Annotated in this window: 24 protein-coding genes and 1 tRNA gene; 7 read left to right on the forward strand and 18 right to left on the reverse strand. The window is 38.3% G+C overall.

Annotation, left to right across the window (positions count from 1 at the left end; genetic code table 11):
• Positions 1 to 20: 20 nt before the first annotated feature.
• A complete protein-coding gene (locus tag DRF67_RS12420; RefSeq protein ID WP_115928615.1) occupies positions 21 to 563 on the forward strand; it encodes a hypothetical protein in 543 nt (180 codons plus the stop codon).
• 75 nt (positions 564 to 638) lie between these two features.
• On the opposite strand, the gene DRF67_RS12425 is transcribed toward DRF67_RS12420, so the two are convergent.
• Together DRF67_RS12425 and DRF67_RS12430 are read right to left on the reverse strand one after the other, a co-directional pair.
• Complete coding sequence (locus DRF67_RS12425) at positions 639 to 1,907, reverse strand: adenylosuccinate synthase (protein WP_115928699.1); 1,269 nt, start codon at positions 1,905 to 1,907, stop codon at positions 639 to 641.
• Between the two features lie 144 nt (positions 1,908 to 2,051).
• Complete coding sequence (locus DRF67_RS12430; RefSeq protein WP_115928700.1) at positions 2,052 to 2,624, reverse strand: Crp/Fnr family transcriptional regulator; 573 nt, start codon at positions 2,622 to 2,624, stop codon at positions 2,052 to 2,054.
• A 143-nt stretch (positions 2,625 to 2,767) separates the two neighbouring features.
• Here DRF67_RS12430 and ku point away from each other — a divergent pair, with 143 nt between their 5' ends.
• The 3 genes from ku to ligD are packed head-to-tail and all read left to right on the forward strand — an operon-like array spanning position 2,768 to position 6,113.
• Entirely contained in the window at positions 2,768 to 3,553 is a 786-nt protein-coding gene (gene ku, locus DRF67_RS12435) for a non-homologous end joining protein Ku (protein ID WP_115928616.1), read from the forward strand.
• A complete protein-coding gene (locus tag DRF67_RS12440; RefSeq protein WP_115928617.1) occupies positions 3,553 to 4,158 on the forward strand; it encodes a DNA polymerase ligase N-terminal domain-containing protein in 606 nt (201 codons plus the stop codon). The genes ku and DRF67_RS12440 overlap by 1 nt, the downstream gene beginning before the upstream one ends.
• 32 nt (positions 4,159 to 4,190) lie before the next feature.
• Positions 4,191 to 6,113, forward strand: a complete 1,923-nt coding sequence (gene ligD / locus DRF67_RS12445; protein WP_228435804.1) for a DNA ligase D — start codon at positions 4,191 to 4,193, stop codon at positions 6,111 to 6,113.
• Positions 6,114 to 6,234: 121 nt separating this feature from the next.
• Here ligD and DRF67_RS12450 read toward each other — a convergent pair whose 3' ends face one another.
• The 5 genes from DRF67_RS12450 to DRF67_RS12470 form a co-directional block, all read right to left on the reverse strand.
• On the reverse strand, positions 6,235 to 7,080 hold the full coding sequence (locus DRF67_RS12450) for a mechanosensitive ion channel family protein (protein ID WP_115928618.1): 846 nt from the start codon (positions 7,078 to 7,080) through the stop codon (positions 6,235 to 6,237).
• A 311-nt stretch (positions 7,081 to 7,391) separates the two neighbouring features.
• Positions 7,392 to 8,126 carry an SDR family NAD(P)-dependent oxidoreductase gene (locus tag DRF67_RS12455; protein ID WP_115928619.1) on the reverse strand — a complete coding sequence of 245 codons (735 nt, stop codon included), beginning with the start codon at positions 8,124 to 8,126 and terminating at the stop codon, positions 7,392 to 7,394.
• 139 nt (positions 8,127 to 8,265) lie between these two features.
• On the reverse strand, positions 8,266 to 8,625 hold the full coding sequence (yajC, locus tag DRF67_RS12460) for a preprotein translocase subunit YajC (RefSeq protein WP_115928620.1): 360 nt from the start codon (positions 8,623 to 8,625) through the stop codon (positions 8,266 to 8,268).
• Between the two features lie 10 nt (positions 8,626 to 8,635).
• Positions 8,636 to 9,190, reverse strand: coding sequence for a DUF1573 domain-containing protein (locus tag DRF67_RS12465; RefSeq protein ID WP_394337871.1), 555 nt, complete (start codon positions 9,188 to 9,190; stop codon positions 8,636 to 8,638).
• Position 9,191: 1 nt separating this feature from the next.
• Entirely contained in the window at positions 9,192 to 10,097 is a 906-nt protein-coding gene (locus tag DRF67_RS12470) for a transcription antitermination protein NusB (protein ID WP_115928621.1), read from the reverse strand.
• A 90-nt stretch (positions 10,098 to 10,187) separates the two neighbouring features.
• On the opposite strand from DRF67_RS12470, the gene DRF67_RS12475 reads away from it, so the two are divergent.
• Both DRF67_RS12475 and DRF67_RS12480 read left to right on the forward strand, forming a co-directional pair.
• Entirely contained in the window at positions 10,188 to 11,849 is a 1,662-nt protein-coding gene (locus DRF67_RS12475) for an ABC transporter ATP-binding protein (protein ID WP_115928622.1), read from the forward strand.
• Between the two features lie 99 nt (positions 11,850 to 11,948).
• On the forward strand, positions 11,949 to 12,284 hold the full coding sequence (locus DRF67_RS12480; protein WP_027375472.1) for a DUF3276 family protein: 336 nt from the start codon (positions 11,949 to 11,951) through the stop codon (positions 12,282 to 12,284).
• 507 nt (positions 12,285 to 12,791) lie between these two features.
• Here the strand turns inward: DRF67_RS12480 and DRF67_RS12485 are convergent.
• From DRF67_RS12485 to DRF67_RS12535, 11 genes are all read right to left on the reverse strand, one after another.
• A tRNA-His gene (locus tag DRF67_RS12485) sits at positions 12,792 to 12,867 on the reverse strand.
• A 35-nt stretch (positions 12,868 to 12,902) separates the two neighbouring features.
• The gene (gene bshB1, locus DRF67_RS12490) at positions 12,903 to 13,622 is read right to left on the reverse strand and encodes a bacillithiol biosynthesis deacetylase BshB1 (RefSeq protein WP_115928623.1); all 720 of its coding nucleotides are present in this window, start codon (positions 13,620 to 13,622) and stop codon (positions 12,903 to 12,905) included.
• Between the two features lie 170 nt (positions 13,623 to 13,792).
• On the reverse strand, positions 13,793 to 15,445 hold the full coding sequence (locus DRF67_RS12495; protein ID WP_115928624.1) for a tetratricopeptide repeat protein: 1,653 nt from the start codon (positions 15,443 to 15,445) through the stop codon (positions 13,793 to 13,795).
• 92 nt (positions 15,446 to 15,537) lie between these two features.
• Positions 15,538 to 16,407, reverse strand: a complete 870-nt coding sequence (locus DRF67_RS12500) for a PstS family phosphate ABC transporter substrate-binding protein (protein ID WP_115928625.1) — start codon at positions 16,405 to 16,407, stop codon at positions 15,538 to 15,540.
• The gene (locus DRF67_RS12505; protein WP_185142108.1) at positions 16,397 to 16,594 is read right to left on the reverse strand and encodes a DUF308 domain-containing protein; all 198 of its coding nucleotides are present in this window, start codon (positions 16,592 to 16,594) and stop codon (positions 16,397 to 16,399) included. The genes DRF67_RS12500 and DRF67_RS12505 overlap by 11 nt, the downstream gene beginning before the upstream one ends.
• Positions 16,595 to 16,672: 78 nt before the next feature.
• Positions 16,673 to 17,515: an energy transducer TonB gene (locus tag DRF67_RS12510; protein WP_115928627.1), complete on the reverse strand. Its 843-nt coding sequence runs from the start codon at positions 17,513 to 17,515 to the stop codon at positions 16,673 to 16,675.
• A 23-nt stretch (positions 17,516 to 17,538) separates the two neighbouring features.
• Positions 17,539 to 18,105, reverse strand: coding sequence for a biopolymer transporter ExbD (locus tag DRF67_RS12515; protein WP_115928628.1), 567 nt, complete (start codon positions 18,103 to 18,105; stop codon positions 17,539 to 17,541).
• 11 nt (positions 18,106 to 18,116) lie between these two features.
• Positions 18,117 to 18,725 carry an ExbD/TolR family protein gene (locus tag DRF67_RS12520; RefSeq protein ID WP_115928629.1) on the reverse strand — a complete coding sequence of 203 codons (609 nt, stop codon included), beginning with the start codon at positions 18,723 to 18,725 and terminating at the stop codon, positions 18,117 to 18,119.
• Positions 18,726 to 18,786: 61 nt separating this feature from the next.
• Positions 18,787 to 19,650 (reverse strand): MotA/TolQ/ExbB proton channel family protein, encoded by an 864-nt coding sequence (locus tag DRF67_RS12525; protein ID WP_115928630.1) that lies wholly within the window; start codon positions 19,648 to 19,650, stop codon positions 18,787 to 18,789.
• Between the two features lie 240 nt (positions 19,651 to 19,890).
• The gene (leuS, locus tag DRF67_RS12530) at positions 19,891 to 22,704 is read right to left on the reverse strand and encodes a leucine--tRNA ligase (RefSeq protein WP_115928631.1); all 2,814 of its coding nucleotides are present in this window, start codon (positions 22,702 to 22,704) and stop codon (positions 19,891 to 19,893) included.
• A 185-nt stretch (positions 22,705 to 22,889) separates the two neighbouring features.
• Positions 22,890 to 23,369 (reverse strand): lipocalin-like domain-containing protein, encoded by a 480-nt coding sequence (locus DRF67_RS12535; RefSeq protein ID WP_115928632.1) that lies wholly within the window; start codon positions 23,367 to 23,369, stop codon positions 22,890 to 22,892.
• Positions 23,370 to 23,565: 196 nt separating this feature from the next.
• On the opposite strand from DRF67_RS12535, the gene DRF67_RS12540 reads away from it, so the two are divergent.
• Positions 23,566 to 24,543, forward strand: a complete 978-nt coding sequence (locus DRF67_RS12540; protein WP_115928633.1) for an acyltransferase family protein — start codon at positions 23,566 to 23,568, stop codon at positions 24,541 to 24,543.
• Positions 24,544 to 24,554: the final 11 nt, after the last annotated feature.

A 24,554-nucleotide genomic window follows, 5' to 3' on the forward strand; every position in this document is an offset into this window, starting at 1 on the left:
TAAAAAACTTTAACCTAACCATGAATGAAGAAATACTTACTTATACCACTCCTAATTCTGAAAAACTTCTTAGACAAATTCACCAATATGAATTTGCGAGAATGTGGAAAAAAAATCTTAACAAAAACAACAAAAACCTCATTTGGGGAATAATTTTCATTCTATTGGCTGTAGGAATGCTTTTTTACAGGCAATATCTAGGACTTCTTTTTCTGGGCTTCGGTTTATTTTATGTGTTCAGCTATATCAATTATATTTCTGTTTATCAAAAACATAAAAAGACATTCAACGAATCACTAAACAAGGAAGTTGAAAAGCTTCATATCAACACAAAGGATGTGATATGGGAATTTACACCCGAGTATTTTAAATTTAAGGATTATAAGAGTGAGCTTACTTTTCCCTGGAACACCATCACCTATTCAATTCTTGACAACCGGTATGTTTATATCACAGCAATGCCTTCCTTTCATATTATTTTAGATAAGATCAATATTGATGACAGCACCTATAATAAAACAGTTACTTACCTCAATACCAGGTCAAGAGTACAGGAGCTTTAAACACGAAAGCATAATTACACATAAAAAGCGAGACTATTGCCTCGCTTTTACTTTTAGTTCACTGTGACCAGAAGCTTATTTCATCTTCAGGATTTCTTCTCTTCCCGGCCCTATTGAAAGGTAACCTACAGGAATCCCCAATTCGGATTCCAGGAAGGTTAGAAAGTCAATCAATTCTTTGGGTAATGCTGAAGGATCTTTAATGGCAGAAAAATCAGCATTCCAGCCATCCAGCCATTTGAGTACAGGCACTGCGTTTTCCGGAAGGGTTGCAGCAGTACTTTCAACAGCTCCGTTGTCCATTTGATAATGGGTACAAACAGCGACTGATCCAAGACCGCTTAGCACATCCGCTTTTGTTAAAACCAATTGAGTGACGCCATTAATCATTACAGCATATCTTAAAGCTGGCAAATCCAGCCAACCAATTCTTCTCGGACGCCCTGTATTGGATCCAAATTCATTTCCTTTGATTCTTAGCTCATCACCCAATTCATCAAAAAGTTCCGTCGGGAATGCTCCGTTTCCTACCCTTGTACAATAGGCTTTTGCAATTCCAAAGATCTCACCTACTTTTTTCGGCGAAATTCCGAGACCGCTGCAGGCTCCGGATGCTGTCGTAGAAGAAGAAGTTACATAAGGATATGTACCATGATCTATATCCAGCATCGCTGCCTGGGAACCTTCAGCCAATATTGTTTTCCCTTCAGATACAGCCTTATTCAGGAATATTTCAGTTTCCGTACAGTTAAACTGTTTTAAAAACTCCACGGCATCATAAAACTCATCACTGATAGATTCAAGGGAAGGTAATTCCATCCCGCCGTCGGTAAGAAATGCATATTCACGGGCTAAAATACTGTCTACCCTAGCTTTAAAATCCGGAAAATTCATATCCCCAATTCTCACATTCTGCCTTAAATTCTTATTGGAATACGCCTGTGCAATGCCGTTTTTTGTAGTCCCTATAGTTGTATAAGCCTCATTTTCCTCCATGTAGATATCAAGAAGTTTGTGGGTAGGCAATACAAAATGAGCCTTTTTAGAAATAATCAGATTTTTTTCAGGTTGAATAGTTTCATCAAACAGCTTAAGATTCGATACTTCTTTTTTGAAGCTTACCGGGTCAAGAACGGTGCCTGTACCTATTACGTTCTGAACGCTCTTCATAAATATTCCGGAAGGAATCATTTTAAGCGTGATCCTTTTGTCGTTTCTCTTGATGCTGTGTCCAGCATTGGCACCGCCATTGAAACGGGCTGCAATGTCATAATTTTCACTGATAAGATCAATAAACTTTCCTTTTCCTTCATCCCCCCACTGAAGTCCTAATACAATGTCCATATAATAATTTTTATGGGACAAAGCTATGGCAGTTTGAAAAAGAGGCCATTGCCATTTGGCAAAAACGTATTTGAGTGGATATGATCCCATCATCAATTGGGCTAAAGCCGCCCTTATTAAACCATACAATTGATCTGCGTGGTATTAATCATTGATATTCCTTCTGATGCGGCTCAGCGAAGATGGTGTCACCCCAAGGTAAGAAGCCAGCATAGACTGCGGTACCCTGTTGGCAAGTCCCGGATAATGGTTTAGAAAATGAATATACCTGGATCTGGCATCCTGGTTAAGCATAATGCTTGCGACCTTCAGTTTGTTTTCTGCTACAAAACCATGGATCCTGGCAAATAAAACCGGCCAGATGGCAATTTTTTCTTCCAGAACTTTAAAATGATCAAGATCAATAACGAGCAGCACGGCATCCGTAATCGCTTCTATATATTCATGGGCAGGCAGCTGATCTGTAAATCCCTGAAAATCTCCGATGAACCTTCCTTCATAGATAAAGTAACGGGTAAAATCATCACCTTCCTTGTTGTAATAGAGAGAACGGAATACTCCAGTTTTTACAAAAGCGATCTTTTGACTTACTTTTCCTGCTTCTACAAAGATCTCCCCTTTACGTATAGAAATCTCCTGAATTCCTCCTTTAATAAGAAGCTCATCCTGCTGGTTCAGTAATCCGAATTTTTTGATGTAATTAAAAAGCTCTTCCATAATTTTTTTACCCGGAAATCGGAAATATAAAGGTATAAAAGCAGTCTGTAAAAACAATTGTCATTTGACAAAAAAGCCTGTTAAAGGTACCACAAAACCTGTGCACGGCATATTAATTGCTTGATTTTTAAAAACGTAAGACAATGAAAGCAATATGGAACGGCGCCATTGGCTTCGGTTTAGTAAACATTCCCGTTAAAATTTATTCCGCTACGGAAACCACAAAACTGGACCTCGATATGCTCGATAAGTCAGATTTTTCAAACATCCGTTTCAAAAGAGTAAATGAAAACACCGGAAAAGAAGTAAAATGGGAAAATATCGTCAAAGGATATCTCATGGAGGACAAGTATATCGTCCTTGATGAAGAAGATTACGAAGCTGCAAGCCCCGAAAAGACAAAAATACTTTCTATCGACCAGTTTGTAAAAGAGGAAGAAGTGGACAGCGTCTATTTTGAAACGCCCTATTACCTGGAGCCTCAGAAAAACGGGGAAAATGCATACCGGCTTCTTCTCAAAGCACTTGAAAAGACTAAAATGGTGGGAGTGGGCACTTTTGTGCTCCGTGAAAGCCAGGCTATCGGGATGATACGACCTTATAATGATGAAGTTCTGGTGCTGAACCGCCTGAGGTTTGATCAGGAAATCAGGAAATATGCAGATTTAAAAATCCCGGCGCAGAAAGCACCGAAACCGGCAGAGCTGAAAATGGCGGTAAGCCTGATAGAGCAGCTGTCGCAGGATTTTGACCCTGCCATGTATAAAGATACGTACTCTGATGAACTGATGAAGATCATCAAGCAGAAAGCAAAAGGCAAAAATATAAAAGCTGCTAAAGCACAGCCTGCAAAAGAAGGTAAAGTTATTGATCTCATGGCACAGCTAAAAGCCAGTCTGAGTACTTCCAAATCTAAATCTGCATCATAATGGCGCTCAAAGATTATCATAAAAAAAGAAAGTTCGACGAAACCAGCGAACCTAAAGGAAAGACAAAGAAGAGCAAGGACAAACTTATTTTTGTCATCCAGAGGCATGCCGCTTCAAGGCTCCACTATGATTTCCGATTGGAAATGGAGGGAGTACTAAAAAGCTGGGCTGTTCCCAAAGGTCCATCCCTGGACCCCAAAGACAAACGTCTTGCCATGATGGTAGAAGACCACCCCTATGATTACAAAGATTTCGAAGGAAATATTCCCGAAGGGAATTACGGTGCCGGACAAGTTGAAGTCTGGGATAGCGGGACATATGAGCCTCTGGAAGAAAGCACTTCTGTTTCTGATGAAAAAGAACTGTTGAAAGAACTGCATGCGGGGTCTTTAAAATTTATCTTACATGGGAAAAAACTAAAAGGTGAATTTGCTCTCGTCAAAATGAAAAACAGTGAAGACAATGCATGGCTGCTGATAAAACATAAAGATGATTATGCAGAGAGCCCTTACGATGCTGAAGACAACACGTCACCAAAATCCTTGGTTACCCAATTTCTAGAGGAAAAAAAAAGCCTAAAAATAAAAGAAAAAAAGAAGTCATAACTTCAGAAAAGCCATTCAGAAGTTTTAACTCTTTGACCCATGAAAAAAAGCTGAAATCGTTTATCAAACCGATGCTTGCCAAATCCTCGGATAAAGCTTTTGATGATAAAGACTGGCTTTTTGAAATAAAATGGGACGGCTACAGAGCGGTTGCGGACCTTAGCCATAAGGAACCGCTATTCTATTCCCGCAACGGAATTTCTTTCCTGTCCAAATTCGATATCATCACTCAGGATTTTGCGCGGCAAAAATACAATATGATTCTTGATGGCGAAGTCGTAGCCTACGATGATCAGGGAAAACCTAGTTTCCAGCTTTTACAGCAAATCGGGGACTATCCCAATCTCCCTCTGGTGTATCAGGTTTTTGATCTCTTATGGCTCAATGGCCATTCTACAGAAGAGCTGCCTCTCATTCAAAGAAAAGAGCTGTTAAAGGACGCCTTAATGGAGACTGATGTCATCAAGTATTGCGATCACATTCCGGAAAAGGGAATAGCCTTCTTTGAGCAAATGAAAAAAATGCAGCTCGAAGGAATGATCGCCAAAAGGGCAGACAGCGAGTACTTAGAAAATCACCGGACCACCGACTGGCTCAAAATAAAATTTTCAAATACGGATGAAGCCATTATCTGTGGATTTACAGAGCCCAGAGGTTCCCGCGAAAGTTTCGGCGCCCTTATTTTAGGGAAATACATTGATGGAACATTAACCTATTGCGGACATACAGGAACAGGCTTTAACAGCAGTACTTTAAAACAGGTTTATGAAAGACTCCAGAAGCTGATCGTAAAAACTGCACCCTTTGACACCATTCCCAAAACCAATATGCCCGTCACATGGGTGCGTCCAGAAATGGTATGTGAAATCAAATATTCTGAAATCACCAAGGATGGTATTTTCCGGCATCCCGTTTTTATGGGAATCCGCGAAGATAAGGAGCCTGAAGAAGTCAAAGATTCAACATCCAATATACACCCCACTCAAAAGCCCAACACTATGAAAGCTAAAGCATCTTCAAAAAAAACCGCATCTTCTGATAAGGAAAAAGAAATCACATTGAATAAACATGTTGTGAAACTCACCAACCGGGACAAGGTCTATTTCCCCAAAGATGGCATTACCAAAGGAGATGTAATAGATTATTATCAGTCGGTATCCTCTTATATCCTTCCCTATCTGAAAAACCGGCCTCTTTCTCTTAATCGTTTCCCCAATGGCATAGAGGAGCAGGGATTTTACCAGAAGGATGCCGGCGACCATATTCCGGACTGGATAAAGACCACGCAGGTATATTCTGAATCTAATGACAAATACATTGATTATATCTACTGTAATGACAAGGCTACCCTGGCCTATCTCAATAATCTCGGATGCATAGACCTTAATCCGTGGAACAGTTCTCTTCCAGATCTCGAACACCCGGATTATCTTGTGCTGGATCTGGACCCCTCAAAGAAAAATACGTTTGATAACGTCATAGAAACAGCACTTCAGGTACATGAGGTTTTAAATACTATTAAGATCAGAGGATACTGTAAAACTTCCGGAAGTACAGGAATACACGTGTATATTCCAATGGGTGGAAAGTATGATTTTGACCAGGTAAAAGATTTTGCCCATATTCTGATGAAGCAGGTGCATGAAAAACTTCCTGAAATAACAACCCTGGAGAGAAGCCTGCAGAAACGGGATGATAAGAAAATCTATCTTGATTATCTCCAGAACAGAACGGGGCAGACCTTAGCAAGTACCTACAGCATACGGCCTAAAGAAGGAGCTTCCGTATCCATGCCTCTGGAATGGAGTGAACTGAAACCTGGACTAAAACCCACGGATTTCACCATAGACAATGCTCTTGAAAGAATTAAAGATAAAGGTGATTTGTTTAAGCCAGTCCTTGGAAAAGGCATTGATATGATGAAGGCATTGGAGGCATTGCAAAACCTTGAATAATCGATTATCCTCAAAGGTTATTAGCTAATCACTGGTAAGATTACCGGAATTAGAGGTAACGTTAAAATAAAAAGCCTGCAATAGTAAATAATGCAGGCTTTTTTATCGTTAGTATCTTCTGTTATTTGTTATACACATGCAGATCTCTCTGTGGAAAAGGGATTTCAATTCCTGCCTTATCAAGAGCTTCTTTACAGTTAATGATAAGTTCCTCATTCATCTTCCAGAAATTTTCGTTGGAAGTTGTTACTCTAATGGATAAATTTACCGCACTGTCTCCCAATTCTGTCACAACGACCTGGGGAGCAGGATCTGTAAAGGCATATTCATTACTTTTGATGACATTCATGAGAATATCTTTTGCCTGCTTCAGGTCAGCATCATAAGAAACCCCTATATCTATCCAGGTTCTTCTTGTTCCCAGATGCGTAAAGTTGGTAATACTATTGTTTGAAACTACCCCGTTTGGAATAACGATTAACTGGTTCTGAGGTGTAATAAGTTTGGTATGAAAGATATCAATAGCCTGTACCGTTCCGGATACTCCATTATTGGTAGAGATAAAGTCTCCAATCTTAAAAGGTTTTAACAATAGAATAAGGATTCCCCCTGCAAAATTTGTCAGTGAACCCTGTAGTGCCAAACCAACAGCCAAACCGGCAGCACCAATCATCGCCACAAAAGCAGATGTCTGTACCCCGAGCTGTGTAACCACTACAATAAAAAGAAGAATATTAAGTCCCCAATTAATAATATTTAGAAGAAACAGCTGTAAAGAGGGTTCCATATTTCGTTTCCTGAATGCTTTTTCAACCAGCTTCTTGATCATTCTTATGATCCATGATCCTATCAGATAGATCAATATCGCAGAAACTACTGCTGTAAAAATTCTTGGAGCCCATGATATCGCTGAAGCAATTAAGGTATCCCAGTGTTGTTGAATGTTGTTCAATTCCAGATTGTCCATTTTATAGTACTATTTAAGTGTTTTTTATATCGAAATTGATCAAAAATAAATCTATAGTCAAAAAAATAATGCCTTACCTCTTCCGGGGTAAAGTAAATGTTTTTATATGAAAATAGATGACGTACAGAACGGAAAGTTCAGCCTACCCAATGATCATTTCAGAATTAGATCTTACGTAAAGAAATAATTTTTGCTCCAATAATAACAAAAAAGGTACCGAACTGTGATTTTTATTCGGTCTCTTACGTATCACCCTATGGGAATAATACAAGGATTTGCCTGAACGCTGTGGTTTAGATACGAATATAACATTATGGTAGTTTGGCTGCTAAACTTTCTGGCAACAGCCTCAAAATATGATAAATAATCTTCCATTTGAAATTGGGAACAATGGTAAAAGAGTTTCCGGCATTCACAATGAATCCGGCAACGTACTCCGGTTCCATCATCAGGGATTCATTAAGCTCCAGCCCTTCATTGATCTTCGTTCTGATATATCCGATCACCAGTGCATTAACAACAACAGACCGGGAAGCCAGCTCCTGTCTCAGTCCGGCAAGATACTGCGTAAATGCAGCTTTAGTACTTCCATACACAAAATTACTCTTTCTTCCCCTAACACCGGATAGTGAGGAAAGACCGACAATTCTTTCCAGATTACTATTGCTTTGATCCGTTGCCACGAGGTTGAGAATAGACACCCCACCCATATAGTTGACTTCCATCATTTGTCTGGCACCCTTAAAATCCATCATGGCTTTCCGGTTATCAACCAGATATCCGGCAGCATAAATTACGATATGAGGCTTTACAGGAAGTGCAGCATAAAATTGAGGATGAGAATCAAAATCCGCAGCATCAAAGTACATGATCGTTACCTGTGGTGCAGCCAGATTATTCAAAATGGTAAAGTCTTCCAGAGACTTTGTATTTCTGGAGGCAGCTATGACAGAAAATCCATTTTGTACATATTGCCTGATGCATTGTTTGGCAACATCCGAGTTGGCACCTAAAATAAGAACGGTTTTACCTGTATTTTGATTCATAAGGACAAAGATAATTTGTTTTTTTAAAACTGAGATTGCCTCTGTAAATGCCTTGCAAAATTGTATATAACCCTACATAAAAAGCTTCGGCGGGTGAACTTTGTTCACCCGCCGAAGCTTTAGTATTTTTCAGACTGAATTATTTCTTTTCTTCAGTAGCTGTTTCTTTTTTGTCAGCGGCCTTATCAGCTGCTTTTGCTCCAAAACGCGATTCAGTCATTTCTCTTGAAATCGCCGCTTTTTCGAATTTTAATTTCCCGGAAAGGGTTTCGATCACGAAACCATCATCCTGAACCTGGGCAATTCTTCCATGAAGGCCAGAAGTAAGCACTACCCTTGTTCCAACTTTCAGTTCTTCCTGAAAATTTTTCTCCTGCTTCTGCTTTCTCATCTGGGGTCTGATCATCAGAAAATAAAACCCAACAAACATCACCCCCATCATAATCAGCATCATCGATGAAGATCCTTGTGGCTGTCCCTGTAAAAATAATGTCAACATATCGTAATTATTAAGGTTGAATGTTCGCCGTGAACGTTAATTTGATCGGAGCTTTTTCTACGTTTGCATAAACGTCTGCAAATTTCTGAACGTTCCCGTCAAAGTTTGTAGAATCGAAATGCAATGTGATTTTACCTTTTTTACCTGGTAGAATTGGTTCTTTTGTAAAATCAGGAGCAGTACATCCGCATCCTGGCTTTACTTCAGAAATAACCAATGGGTTTTTCCCTGTATTAGTCACTTCATATACGTGCTCTACTTTATCTCCTTTTTTGATTTTTCCAAAATCGAAGTTGCTTTCAGATAAAGCGATAGAAGTAGATGGCTGGTTTGAAACCGGTGCAGCCGCTTCACCTGCAACCGGTGCAGCAGTAGAATCAGCCATTACCGGAGCTTCAACAGCAGTAGAATCTGTAATTACAGTTTCAGTACCCTGCATTTCTTTGTTTTCTTTTTTACATGAAACTAAACCAAAGCTTATGATCGATAAGGCGATAATTGATAACGTCTTTTTGTTTACTTTTTTCATATTTTCTAAAATGTGTTCACGAATCTCTGATTTCATTTTATATTCTATTTTGATCTTTACAATATTTATCTAAAATACCATTAATAAAGATATTGGAACGGTCTGTAGCAAATACTTTTGCAATTTCAATATATTCATTAATAATAACTCTTGAAGGGGTCAGGGCAAAATTATCCAGTTCAGTGATCGCGGTTGATAAGATTACTTTATCCATTAGAGAAACTCTCTCCAGATCCCAGTTCTCCAATCTTTCTTCAAGCTTTTTTTCGTTGATCTCCCAGTTATTCAGGGTATCTCTCAGCAATTTGCCTGCGAAAATTTTATCATCTTCATCTTTAATCACTTTGATTAAAGTTCTGCTTTCTTCATCTTCTCTCAGGAAGCCTATGGTCTTCTGTACCATCGAATTGGCAATATGAATATCATCATACCATGACAATTCCTTATCTCCAAGATAATCGTGGAAGTCTTCGTTCTCAGCAATATATCTTAAGAATAATTTTCCGATAAATTTCTGATCATCCTCGAAAGAATAGCCTTCTTCTTTCATAAAGTCCTGATAACGTTTTCCCGCAGTGATTCTTTGGAAAGTCTTTACCAGCAAATCATCATGCATATCCCATTTCAATTGCTTATGCTGGCCGGTAAAAAATAATCTCTCCGGGTTTTCTTCCAGCTTTATCAATACCTGATTGTTGATGAATTTTTGGTTAGGATTAATATCTGCATCAGTTTTAAGAAACTTATTCTTCCCGATTTCAATCTGATGTTCAGCAAGGTCCTTAAGTCCTACTAAGAAATTAAGCTGATAGATATAGAGATAATAGATTTTCTCTATTCCGGTAAACATGTTTTTCTCTAAAACATCAAACTTTACAGGATTCTGATAGTATGAATACACTGTCTGTACTACTTTTTCACGGATTTGTCGTCTTCCTAACATTCAAAGAGCTTTTTATGGGTGCAAAGATACAAAATTTAAAATTGATGAAATTCGTAGTGTGATCACATTTTCGTAATTTTGTCAAACTTTATGAAAGCGCTAAAAACCTTAAACCCTCATTTTTGGAAACACAAAATACTTTTGTTTTGGGGAGTACTCTTTATCATTGCCAGTAATTTTTTCAATATATATAAAGTTCAGTTTGTAGGAAAATCTGTGGATGAACTTACCAAAAGTGGAAATCTGGGTTTCAATCAGCAGGTTTTGATCTATGTTGGGATCATTGTCGGCTGCTCGCTTCTGACAGGAGTTTTCACGTTCATGATGCGGCAAACCATTATTGTAGCGTCCAGAAGAATAGAATACGAACTTAAAAATAAAATTTACAGACATTATCAGGATCTTTCTTTGACAGACTATAAGCAGACGACCATTGGAGATCTGATGAACAGGCTCAGTGAAGATGTCGTTGCTGTAAGGATGTATCTTGGCCCGGGAGTTATGTATGTTGCCAACCTCATTGTCCTGGTTATCATCACAGCTATTTATATGGTAAAGACAGATGCTTCCATGACCTTATGGACATTGCTGCCACTTCCTATTTTATCATACGCTATATATAAAGTAAGTTCCATCATCAACAAAAAGTCGAAGATTATGCAGAAAAGCCAGTCTGCCATTTCAACTTTTGTTCAGGACAGCTTTTCCGGAATTCGGGTGGTGAAATTTTTTGCGAGAGAAAAGTACATTGAAAAAAATTATGGTATTAAAGTAACAGATTATCAGAACAAGGCATTGGATCTTGCCAAAACGGAAGCTTATTTTTTCACCATTATTTTATTTGTGATCGGATTGCTGAACGTTGCCATTATCTGGATCGGTGGAGGGAAATACATTGCAGGAGAATTAAGCATCGGTAAAATTGCAGATTTCTTTATGTATATCAACACACTGATTTTCCCGTTTTCTATGGTAGGCTGGGTTACTTCTATCAACCAGAGAGCTGAAGCTTCCATGCAGAGGATCAATGATTTTATGGACAAAAAATCGGAAATCGTCAATACCAATTTTGATACTTATCCGATCCGGGGTGATATTGAATTCAGAAATGTGTCTTATACCTATCCTAATACAGGAATTAAGGCACTTGATAACTTAAGTTTCACCATCAAGGCAGGAGAATCTTTAGCCATTATGGGCAAAACGGGGAGTGGAAAATCAACGGTTGCCTTACTGTTGTGCAGGCTTATAGATCCCACTGAAGGTGAGATTCTAATCGATGGCCGCAACCTTAAGGAACATAACCTGGACAACTACCGCAACTTCATCGGGTATATTCCTCAGGAAAGCTATTTATTCTCTGATTCTATTGAAAATAATATAGGTTTTGCAATTGATCACCCGTCTCATGAGACGGTGGTAGAATATGCAAAAATTGCAGATGTCGATAAGAATATTGTGGAGTTTAAAGAGCAATATAAAACACTTGTTGGTGAACGTGGGGTAATGCTTTCGGGGGGACAAAAACAGAGAATTTGCATCGCCAGAGCCCTCATAAAGGACCCTAAAATCATAATTTTTGATGATTCGCTATCTGCTCTGGATACGGAAACCGAGCAGAATATTCTGGAAAATATCGACAAAAAAATCAGCAACGCGACCTCCATAATTATCACACACAGAGAGTCTAGCGCTCAAAAAGCAGACAAAATAATCAACCTCACGGAAATTGCCAATTCTGTAACTGCTTAGCCGTTTCGTTCTCAATTGTTAAATAAATCATAAAAAAAATTTTGTGATTAAAAGAATTCTTTTATATTTGTTCTTAACAAGATTAAAAAATATCTAACAATGAGTGAATACAAGGAACGCCATGAAAATGAGATTTTCACGAAGGTGTTAAAAGCAGGGAGAAGAACTTATTTCTTTGATGTGCGCGAGACGAAAGCAGGAGATTATTATCTTACGATCACAGAGAGTAAGAAGAATTTCGGAGAGAATGGGGAAGCTACATTCGAGAAGCATAAAATTTACCTTTACAAGGAAGATTTTAAGAGTTTTCAGGAGATGTTTAATGAGTCCACAGATTTCATCATTAATGAAAAGGGTGAGGATGTAATTTCAGAAAAACATGACAAAGACTTTAAGAGCAGATCGTTTACAATTGATTCTGACGACGAAGTTTAAAAAAAGAATATCTAAAAACACAAGCATCTGAAAAAGATGCTTTTTTTATGCAATATAGCCAGCTTATGACATTGCACAGAATCCTGTATTTCTTGGCCTTTCGCAAGTGATAAACCCTGGATAATACTCCGGCAGATTCCGGATCATCATCTGCAAAGGAAGGAGCAACCTTTCCCTATGTTTGGGATGCACACCGAGTTTGGAAATATTAGGAATTAAGATCAATTTTTCAGCAGATGGCTGCAGTCTTGAACTTTTGTATCGTTTTCTTTGACTCCGTTGAAATAACATTCATGGATGAATGGAGATTACTTCGATTTCAATACGAAAAGTATAGATAGAAAAAATTCATCCTCCCCCAAATTTTGCACCTGATTCCTGCTATATCCATCCCGTTTTATTGCCGCAGGGAAAAAAATCAGTGAAAAAAATATAGAAAATGGTAATTATTCCAGATTAAATAGCTGTAAAAGAAAAAAGTACACTTGTAAAAAGTGTACTTTCTTTGGGTGAATGAGGGGTCTCGAACCCCCGACCTTCGGAACCACAATCCGACGCTCTAACCAACTGAGCTACAATCACCGTTTTGTGAGTGCAAATATAGGAGATTTTTCTCAACTACCAAACAATTCCGTCAAAATTTTTCAAAGAAATTAACTTTTCAGACGTAAAGCCCTCAGCATAAGCAACTCCCGATAATCGCCCTAAATCCTGAGCACGGTACGTCAGACTTTCATAAAAGTCTTTTGTGGTGATTGGTGTCTCAGGTTCCTTGGACGCAGGATCATAAAACTGGGTCTTATATGCCATACAGGCAGCAAGTTTTTTATCCAGATATTCCGAAATGTCGATGACAAACTCTGGTTTGATATCTTTCCACTGAATATAATGGAAAACATGCTTGGGTCTCCATACTTCCTGTGTTTCTCCTTCCAATACAGTATCAATTTTCCTCAATCCGGACAAAAAGCACGCATCAGACACTAATTTCGCTCCTTTTGCATGATCCGGATGTCTATCATCAATCGCATTCGCCAAGACGATTTCCGGCCTGTATTTGCGAATCATTTTTACGATTCTTAATTGGTATTCTTCAGAGTTGACTAGAAAGCCATCTTTCATCCCAAGATTTTCTCTTGCAGAAAGTCCTAAGATTTCAGCAGCATCTGCCGCTTCAGCTTTTCTTGTTTCATCGGTACCTCTTGTTCCAAGTTCTCCTCTTGTAAGATCTACCACAACACATTTTTTTCCTTCTGAGACCATTTTAGCAATGGTTCCGCCACATCCCAGCTCTACGTCATCCGGGTGGGCTCCAAAAGCAAGTATATCAGTTTTCATATGCAGAATATCATATTTTTTATAAGGTCATGTGCAATCGCTATCATCATTGGTATTTTTGATAAGAAATTTCGGTAATGCGATTTCATAAAATCAAAGATAAGTTTAAAATAAAAACTTCCCAAACATTACGAATGGGAAGTTTTAATATCGCTAATTTAAATTTTAAATTATTTGTTGATCTCTGCATTTAATTTTACAGCATCCTGGTAAGTAGGATCAAGCTGCAAAGATTTAGCAACGTAATCTTTAGCTTTGGCAAGATCAGCATCTTTGCTCATATATGCTACTGCAAAATAAGCATAAGCCAGAGTCTGTTTGTTAGCTTCCATATCCGCAGGCTTTACAGTGCTGATGAATTTCTCATAAGCAATTTTTGCAGCATCATTATTTCCTGCCTGCTGGTAAGAGTATCCTTGGCTATAATATGCCGGAGCCCAATCTGGTAAAAGAACGGACATTTTCTGCCATGTAAGGATCGCTCCATTCCAGTTTTTAGCTTCCTGATACGCAGTTGCCAGTTTGAATAGAGCATCAGAATCCTGACTGTTGGCAGCAACCTGCTTTTTCAGTGCTTCAATAGCCGGGTTTGTAGGTCCTTTATCTACTTCTGCCTGAGAAGTGCCTCCGCCTCCTGCAATGTTAGCAAGCTCTAGATCCCACTTCATGGTTTCATCCTTAGCAGCTTTGGCAATAGCAATTTTTTGTTGAGATTCTGTCATTAAAGCGGTTTTCTTAGCAGCATCAGTCTCCGTTTTTGCCAGACCTGCAGCAATTAGTCCCTGAAGTCCCTGGTCAGCAGGCTGAATTCTCGTTTTCTCTGCCTGAGAAACGAAAGTATCCATATTCTGCTTTGCATCGGCATAGTTTCCATCAGCATAAGACTGATACGCTCTCAGTTTAAACTTGATAGGATCTTCAATTTTATCGAAAATTTTATCTAAAACTGCCTTGGAGTTTGTGTAATCTTCATTGGTGAAATATAACTTGGAAATTTCCAGTTGAGTATATGGATCTTCGTCAGCATACTTGGTATAGTTGATAAGGTCCTGAGTCGCTTTTGCATTTTGCTGATATCTGATATCATATCCTGCCAGTGCTTTGTAAGCAGGTGCATAGGTAGCATCTACAGCAATCGCTTTATCAATGCTTTCTTTTGCATTTTTCCACAACTGAGCAGCCATCCATAAAGTTCCCATTCTTGTATAGACAGAAGCTTTATTTTTAGCTAATGGTAAAGCTTTATCATAAGCAGACATAGCATCACCCGGAATTCTCTTTAATCTGTATGCATCACCTAAGGTGTAATAATAGTAAGCAGGAACTCCTTTTTTCTGAGCTTTTTCAATAGCTTTATTCAGAAACTGGATGGCAAGGTCCGGAGAACTGTTTTTTTCAAATATTGTTAATGCTTCTGCTGCTCTGAAAAGTACTTCAGCATCCTTTTCTCTGGAATCTGTTACTACTTTCTGGATCTCAGCGATCGCACTCTTATCTCCTTTTCCTAATTTAACGGCAGCCAAGCCGATTTTGTTAAGATAGCTTTTGCTGTCTGCAGCCAGACCTTTGTTGAAGCTTTCAATCGCTTTGGCATAATCCGGTTCTCCTTGTTTTAAGAAAGTATTTCCTAAATAGAAGTAGTTTTCAGCGGTAGGCTCTTTGGCGATCATCGCAGTGAAGTTTGTTTTTGCCTGAGCAAATTTATCACTGTCTATACTGTTAATACCATCCTGCAATGTCTGTGCAGAGGCAAAACCCGTAAAAAATACTACGGCTGCTCCAAAAGCAATCTTCTTTACATTCATATTCATTATATCTTTCATTTTATAATTTCTAATAATTGAGTTATATTATACACAATTTTCAGACCAAAACACTATTTTTTGTAAGGGTCCAATGTGAAATTTAATACTTTTTAACGCATCTGTACCTCTCTCTTATAGATGTTATAAGGCTGCAATCCTTCTTTTTGAACAATTTTCTGTCCTAAGTGAGTACAGGAAAACCTGATAAACCCGTTGGCAATATTAAAATTACCCTCATTGGCGAGGAAATACAGGACTCTTGTAAAAGGATATTCCATTGACCGAAGACCTTCAAAATCCGCAGTGTAGGATTTCCCTTTATCTACTACAGGAAGAACTTTAACCATTTCTCTAAGCTTTTCCGAAGTTTTGTCATAAGGACGGCTAAAAGTATTAAGCCCTATCACTCCAATCTTGTCAGGGTACTTACCCAGCTCTTCAATGATTTTCTGATTCCCGGGGATGATGGAAAATTTAAGCTCTTTGGGTTGTTTTTTTAGTTTTTCAGCAACAAAGTTGAGATTACTGGAATTGGTTCCGTCAAAGATAAATTCTTTTTTATCAGACAGAAGCCCGGCATTGATCTCATCCATTGAAATACTTTCTTTAGGAGAGTCCTTGGGCACTACAAAAACGACTGCATCAGCAGCAAATCTGGCAGGAAGGAACTTCAGATCTGTTCTCTCCTCAAATGTTTTTATTTCCTCAGGATTAAGATTCCTGGACATCACTACGACTTTTGCATTGCCGTGAAGCAGATCCAGAAAACCTAAATCTTCTTTCTTTGTCTCCACTTTAATATTTGTTTCCGGATAATTGATCATATACCCATCTGCTAAAGCTTCTGTAACACTTTGAAAAGATTCGTCGGTTAAAATGGTAAGATCACCTTTGTGATAAGAGGGAGATTTCTCTTCTTTTTTGCAGCCGGCAAGTATGCCCAGAATAAAAACTGCTGCAATTTTAAAACTACTCTTCATTTCCCGATTTTTTGATTCTTGAGATTGCTCTGTAAATTCTGAAGATCCCATAAATAATGAGCAGACCTCCCAATGCATATGCAACGGCAGGCTCCAGAATGGTAAAGAAGAATTTGTAGATAATCACTACAATTCCTAAAACAATATAAAACAATCCCGTAACGAGGGATAACCAATTGAACATCATGTAACAAAAATACCAAAAAAAATAAAAAGAGAAGCATAAGCCTCTCTTTTTATTTATATTCTGAATAAATAAGTCTAATTATTCAAAGTTCATTGTAAATGGTACGCTATAGTAAGATCTTACGCTTTCTCCATTTCTCTTGGCAGGAGTCCACTTTTTAAGTTTCTTAACTACACGAATCGCTTCACTGTTGAAGTCGCCATTTGGAGATTTCTCTTCAATGGTTACCCCGGAAACAGTTCCGTCTTTTTCCACAACGAATTTCAGCTTGGCTTTAAGAGTACCTTCACCTCCTTCCATAAGAGAAGTATCGAAATTATCTCCCAAGAATCTTCTCAATGCTCCCATACCTCCAGGATATTCTGCAGATTGGTCTACATCTTTATAGATCTCGTTGGGATTATTCGCTTTTACCTCTACAGTGGTAGCTTTCGTACCCGTAGATGGTGGTGGCGGTGGTGGTGTATATGCCGGAGCTTTTACCCCCTCCTGATTATTCAAACCAGTTGTTGTTTCCAACTGCTTGGAAATCGGCGGTGGTGGAGTTTCAATTTTCGGAGCTTTTACAGGCTCAGGAACTACGTTCTGAATCACCTCAATTTTTTCCTCTTCTTTTGGTGGTGGAGGTGGTGGAGGTGGTTCTTCTTCTTTAGGCTGGTCAATGATTGGCTCATCTTCAATAATCTCTACAAGGTCTGCCTTTACTTCCTGCTTTGGAGGAGCGGTAAGGTTTTTAATTGTAAGATAGATGAACGGAGACAATGCTGCCAAAAGGAATAAAGCGGTTCCGATAATAAAAGATTTCGTCAGAAGTCTCGGATACTGATGTCTAAGATCATAGGCACCATATTCCTTGTTTCTATTTTCAAATACGATCTCATCTAAAGTAAGATTCGGACCGTATACATTTTCATCTGCCATAGATTTACAGTTTTATGGTTAAATTACTTTGTAGCAGCTGGTGCACCAGCACCACCGATTTTCTTATCATAAATAGCTTTCTCCCAAGGCTTCAAATCGGTAACCCCGTATTGCTCACTTTTGGTAATTGCCATTTCGTCAAGAATATCAACAAAGTTCTTATATACAGCATCGTCGGTTGGCTTAATGATCACAGTAAATTTACTTTGATCTGCAGCTCTTGATTTTGCCTGCTGAATTACTTTTCTAATTCCTTCTCTATCCAGAGTAGTTTCCATAAGAGTCTGGTCATTCAAGGATGTTGCATCCTGCTGGTGCCAAAACACTCTGTTACCTTTTCCTAATAATATAGAGATTGAGTTCGAAAGTTTAATTTCTGTTGGAGGTGGTTTTTTTGTTTCATCTTTCGGTTTTGCCGGAAGACCCAAATCCATTACATTCGGTTTAGAGAATGTGGTTGTGAACATAAAGAAGGTAATCAATAGAAAACCCAAGTCCACCATCGGAGTCATATCGACTCTGGTACTCTGCTTCTTGGAACGGACTTTGCCGCCCTTGCCGCCTTTTTCCTGTACTTGTACTTCTGCCATTTCTATCGATATTATTCGTTAGGTTTACCTTCTTGTGATGTAATCAACCAAAATTTAAGAAAATCAATATCTCTTAAACCTTCAAACAGGCTTTTAACTTTAGGATATTCAGTAGTAACGTCCCCTTTAATCGCTAATTTGTATTCAGGATTTACGCTCAAACTTTCTTTTACCCAGTCAATTAATTGCTTATTTGTACTGTCCATAGGAATCCCTGTAGGACTCTTATAATTTTTCTGCTCATCTTCAGACATATCCAGGAAACCTTTCAATTTGTTCATCGGAACACCAATTGCCTGAATTTTCCGGAATGCAGCCTTTTGATTGTTGTCAAAAGTAATACCATACCTTTGTCCCATTTTATCTAAAAGGGCTACTCTCTCTGATGCATTGTCTACAGGTTGGAAATAGAATTTTCCGTCCGGAGTAGCGTTGATAGTCATTAAACTAGCATCTGGAAGTAATTTTTCCGAAATTGAAGATGGCGGTTTGATCTGCTCCACGTCAGGCTTTTTAAACTGAGTGGTCAAGATAAAGAACGTAAGGAGTAGGAACGCAACGTCACACATTGCAGTCATGTCCGTAATTACTCCATGTCTTTTTGGTTTGACTCTCGCCATTATTATAAAATATTTTTAATTAAACTTCTTTTAATTGCTAATGCAAATTTCTTGCTAATTCTTAGTTGAATTCAGCGAAAGACTGTTGGATGCTCATAGAGATCTCGTCGATCTTATATGTTAATCCGTCAATTTTAGAAGTAAAGAAGTTATAAAGGATAATAGCGATTGCTGAAGTACCAATACCTAATGCCGTGTTGATCAAGGCTTCAGAGATACCAGTAGATAGAGCAGCAGCATCTGGAGTACCACCTCCTGAACCTAATGCAAAGAATGCCTTGATCATCCCGATTACCGTTCCAAGTAGTGCTACTAATGTTGCAACAGTACCTAAAGTAGAAAGGATCATCATGTTTTTCTCAAGCATTGGCATCTCAAGAGTTGTCGCTTCTTCGATAGCTTTGTTAAGTGCTACCATTTTCTGCTCTTTATTTAAAGTTGTATCGTGAGCAAGAGCTTTGTAAGTAGTCAAACCTTCTTTCACTACGTTACCTACAGAACCTTGTTGTCTGTCACACTCTTCGATAGCTTCGTCAATTTTGTTCTGGTTAAGTAAGCTTCTAACTTGTACTACGAAGTTGTCTAAGTTTCCTTTTCCAGCAGCTTTACCAAGAACGAAATATCTTTCAAAAGAGAAAACGATTACCGTAATCATGAAAGTAATCAAGATCGGTACAATAACCCCTCCTTTGTAGATAATCCCTAAGAACGATTCTGGGTGAATGTCTTTTCCTTCAACACTTGAAAAAGCTACAGAACCACTTCCTAGTTTATCTGCATCTTTAAAGTTTCCTGGGCTCCCAAGAACGAATAAATAAATACATACTCCTATAATAAATAGAATAGGAATAATAACAGCTGGATTTAAACCTCCTGCTTTTCTAGCAACTACTTGCTCATCATTTTTTGAAACATTCATTTCCATATTTAACTAAATTATATTGTTTTAAAATTTTACAGGGTGTAAATTAAAGGCAAAATTAATTAAAATGCAAGAGTCTTAATTAAACATTTTGCTTTTTTTTGATAAAGAAATTTTAATACGATTTCGATATAATAATTATTTTAAAATATTTTATTTATTTTTCCCAAATTTAACATTTCAGTTAAAAAATCAAAAAAATAAGACCCCCATTTTTTTTAATTTCCCAATGTTAATTTTTTTTTAAATTACGATATTCACAATACGGTGAGGGACAACAATGATTTTTTTAGGGGTTTTCCCTTCCAAAATCTGTTGCATTTTCTCATTCGAAATCACCAAATCTTCCACTTCCTTGGCAGATAATTGCGCTGAAAGCGAAATTTTGAACTTCATTTTACCATTTACACTTACCGGATATTCAATTTCGTCCTCGATCAGATAATCTTCGTTTAAGACCGGAAACTTTTCAAATTCGATAGAAGTGGTATGCCCCAGCAGGCTCCACAGTTCTTCACAGATATGAGGAGCATATGGAGAGATGATAACGGCTAACGGCTCCAAAATATTGCGTTTGTTGCATTTTATTTTCTGAAGCTCATTCACAGCGATCATAAACGAGGATACGGAGGTATTGAATGAGAAGTTTTCAATATCGTACACCACCTTTTTTATTAAAGTGTGCAAAACTTTATACTCCGCTTTGGTAGGTTCTTCATCTGAAACTTCAAAGACGTCACCGTTGAAATATAAGTTCCAGAATTTTTTAAGGAAACCGTATACTCCGCTTAGTCCCTGCGTATTCCATGGCTTGGATTGTTCCAATGGTCCCAAGAACATTTCATACAGTCTCAGCCCGTCAGCACCATATTCGTCACAGATATCATCAGGGTTCACTACATTATATTTTGACTTGGACATTTTTTCCACTTCACGGTCTGTAATGTATTTTCCGTCCTCCAGAATAAATTCAGCATCAGCATAATCGGGTCTCCATGCTTTGAAGGCATCGGTGTCCAATTCGTCTGATGCCCCTTTTAATAAGGATACATCTACGTGGATCTGCTGAGTCTGGTATTCGCTTGCTAAATTTTTAGATACATATTTATGAGTTCCATCAATTCGGTATACAAATGCGCTCATCCCCAAGATCATCCCCTGGTTGATCAGTTTTTGGAAAGGCTCGTCATGATTGATCCACCCTCTATCCTTAAGGAACATATTCCAGAAACGGGAATACAATAAGTGTCCGGTGGCATGCTCGCTGCCTCCGATGTAAAGATCTACCTGACCCCAGTAATCTGAAAGATCTTTGGCAGAGAATTCTTCATCGTTTTGCGGATCCATATATCTAAGGAAGTACCAGGAGCTTCCTGCCCACCCTGGCATCGTAGATAATTCTAAAGGAAAAATTGTTTTATCATCAATCAGATCTGTGGCCACTACTTTCTGGTTCACCTCATCCCACGCAAATGTTTTTGCATTTCCTAATGGTGGATCACCGTCTTCAGTTGGTAAATATTTTTCAACTTCTGGAAGTTCTAATGGCAACGCAGAAGTGGGTAACGTGTATGGCATTCCATCCTTATAATAGATAGGAACAGGTTCTCCCCAATATCTTTGTCTTGAGAAAATCGCATCACGCTGTCTGTAGTTGGTAGTCCCATGTCCGATTCCTTTTTTTTCGATCGCAGAAATGATCAGTGATTTTGCATCATTATAGGGAAGTCCGTTTAAGAAATCAGAATTCACACACACCGAATCTTTAGAGTCAAAAGATTTTTCTTGAACGTCTTCTTCGGTTTCTACTACTTTTTTAATTTCAAGATTAAATTTCTTTGCAAACCGGTGATCGCGCTCATCGTGAGCAGGAACAGCCATTACGGCTCCGGTTCCGTATCCCATCAGCACGTAGTCTGAAATATAGACCGGCATTTTTTCTCCACTGAAAGGGTTGATAGCATAGCTTCCTGTGAAAGCGCCACTCACGTTTTTCACATCAGACATCCGGTCTCTTTCGGTTTTTTTGGAAGTTTCTTCAATATAGGTATCTACTTCTACTTTCTGAGCTTGTGTAGTGATCGTTTCTACTAATGGATTTTCCGGAGCCAGCACAATAAAGGTTGCCCCAAAGATGGTGTCAGGTCTTGTGGTGAAAACTTCCACAGTCTCATCATGCTGTTCAATCTGGAACTGAACCTGCGCTCCCTGAGATTTCCCGATCCAGTATTCCTGGGCATCTTTCAAGGGCTGCGGCCAGTCTAATGCAGTAAGTCCCTGTAGCAATCTTTCAGAGTAGGCAGAGATTCTCATACTCCACTGCATCATCTTTTTCTGGAATACGGGAAAACCTCCTCTTTCAGATTTACCATCTTTCACTTCATCATTAGCCAATACTGTTCCTAATGCAGGACACCAGTTTACGGTCGTCTCTGCTCTGTATGCAAGACGGTAATTCAGTAAGATATCTTCTTTATCAAGACCAGAAGCATTCGCCCACTCTTCTGCTGTAAAGGTCAGCTCGTCACTTTGGTTAGCATGGAGCCCTTCAGTTCCCTTTTCTTCAAAATGTCTGATAAGCGTTTCGATAGGTTCTGCCTTATCAGTATTCTTATTATACCATGAATGGTACAGCTGGATAAAAATCCACTGTGTCCACTTATAATATGAAGCATCAGAAGTTCTTACTTCTCTGCTCCAATCGAATGAAAATCCGATTTTTTTTAATTGTTCTTCGTATCTGTTGATATTTTGTTCTGTAGTGATAGCCGGGTGCTGTCCTGTTTGGATGGCATACTGTTCAGCAGGCAGTCCGAAACTGTCGTATCCTACCGGGTGGAGAACGTTAAACCCCTGATGTCTTTTGTATCTCGCATAAATATCTGACGCAATGTATCCAAGCGGGTGACCTACGTGAAGTCCGGCTCCGGATGGGTACGGAAACATATCGAGTACATAAAATTTTGGTTTATCGGTATTATTGGAAGTTTTGTATGTTTGATTTTCCTCCCAGTATTTCTGCCACTTTTTTTCTATCTGCTGATGATCGTAAAACACTTTATATATAGATTATATGTTAGACTTTAAATATTGAATTGTTTTTTTCCTTTTTTACAAGACTCACAAAAATAATGATTTTAAAAGACATAGGAATTTAATTTATCATGAATTGTCATGAGCTGCTCAATAAAAAAATCCCACCCGAAGATGAGATCTGTTTTATATTTTGAAGTATCGCTTTATTATTTCTGAAGATTAACTCTCTTAAAGGTATACGTTCTTGTTTTAAATACAGTGGGATCCTGGGTTTCTTCTCTTATCGCCAGATTGAGGGTGGTATCATCCAAAGTAACCACTTTACCCCTTGATGGCTCTACCGTTCCCTGATATTTAATCTGAATATCCTTGCTGCTCTTATCATACGTATAGGTGTATATTTTTTCAGGAAGAACATTACATTCTCCAGGCGTAGCAGAATCTCCTACATCCATTCTTTTTCCGGTAGTTTCTGTGCTGAACCACCATCTGGAGGTTTTCTGGCAATCTGTGTAGGTAATGACATCCGAAACCGGAACTTCATCTACCTCTACCGTAGTAACGACTTCTTTTATCGGCTGCCATACCCCAACAAGAGGAGCTTCTCTGATGTTATCATTGTCATCACTACATCCGGTAGCAACACATAATGATAAACCTGTAAATAGTAATGCTAATTTCTTCATAGATCAATTTTTCAAGCGCTAAAATTATAATTTTTTTGATTTATATTACTATTTTTTGTGAAAAATAATTTCATCAACCTTTATTTATATAAATTTTTAAAGACACAGGGGTAAAAACACCTTTATTTAACAAATATTGAAGCATGTAAAGATTCTCTGTTTTATTAAAAAAGCTATTTTTGTAAGAAAATTGCAAATGCAGGATATAACGAAAAATAATTTTGACTTCATCCGTGTTCTCCTTGCTTTCATTGTCTTTGTAGGACACCTGGGAGCATTAAGTGCTTCTGAGCAGCTTACCTTTTTAACGTACAGTCCTGTAGAAATCGCCGTTTTTGCTTTTTTTATTGTAAGTGGTTTTTTGATCGCAAGAAGCTACGAAAGATCTTCAAGCCTGAAAAGCTACGCTAAAAAAAGAATCAACAGAATCGTTCCTGCTTACCTGCTGGTGGTCTTTCTCTGTGCCATTCTGCTAAGCCTTGTTAGCACGTTATCTTTTTCTGAGTATTTTGGCAATACGCAGGTGTACAAATATCTGTTCTGGAATTCTCTGTTTATGAATTTTAAAGCTCCCTGGCTTCCCGGCGTATTCGGTAACCAGGCTGTCAACGGTGCATTATGGACTCTAAAAATAGAAATGTGCTTTTACATTTCCGTGCCGCTGATCTTTTTATTCTTCGGAAAGAATAACAGGTACAGAAACATCAGTCTCATTATTTTGTATTTCCTTTCGCTCATCTATCTCAATTATTTTGAAATGACAGAGCAGGCATCCCTTTCAAGGCAGATCCCCGGCTCTCTCTGCTATTTCATTGGCGGAATGTTTATTTATTTCAATTTTGATCAGTTTATCAAACATAAGAATACTCTTTTTATCATCGCAATGCTTACGGTATGGATCGACCTTATTCTCAATATAAAGCTCTTCTCCCCCATGATGATCAGCATCATTGTTTTGTATATCGCATACTCGTTTAAGTTTCTGAATAACTTTGGGAAATATGGAGACTTCACCTACGGGATTTATATATTTCACTTCCCTATTATCAGGGTATTTGCCACGCTGGGACTTTTTGCCAACTATAATCCTTATTTTATGAGTATCATCTGTATGCTGGTAGTCATCGGTGTAGGAATTGCTTCCTGGCATCTGTATGAAAAAAGATTTTTATAATTTTGAATATA

Origin of the sequence: Chryseobacterium pennipullorum, from assembly GCF_003384725.1 — a bacterium.
GTDB lineage: Bacteria > Bacteroidota > Bacteroidia > Flavobacteriales > Weeksellaceae > Chryseobacterium > Chryseobacterium pennipullorum.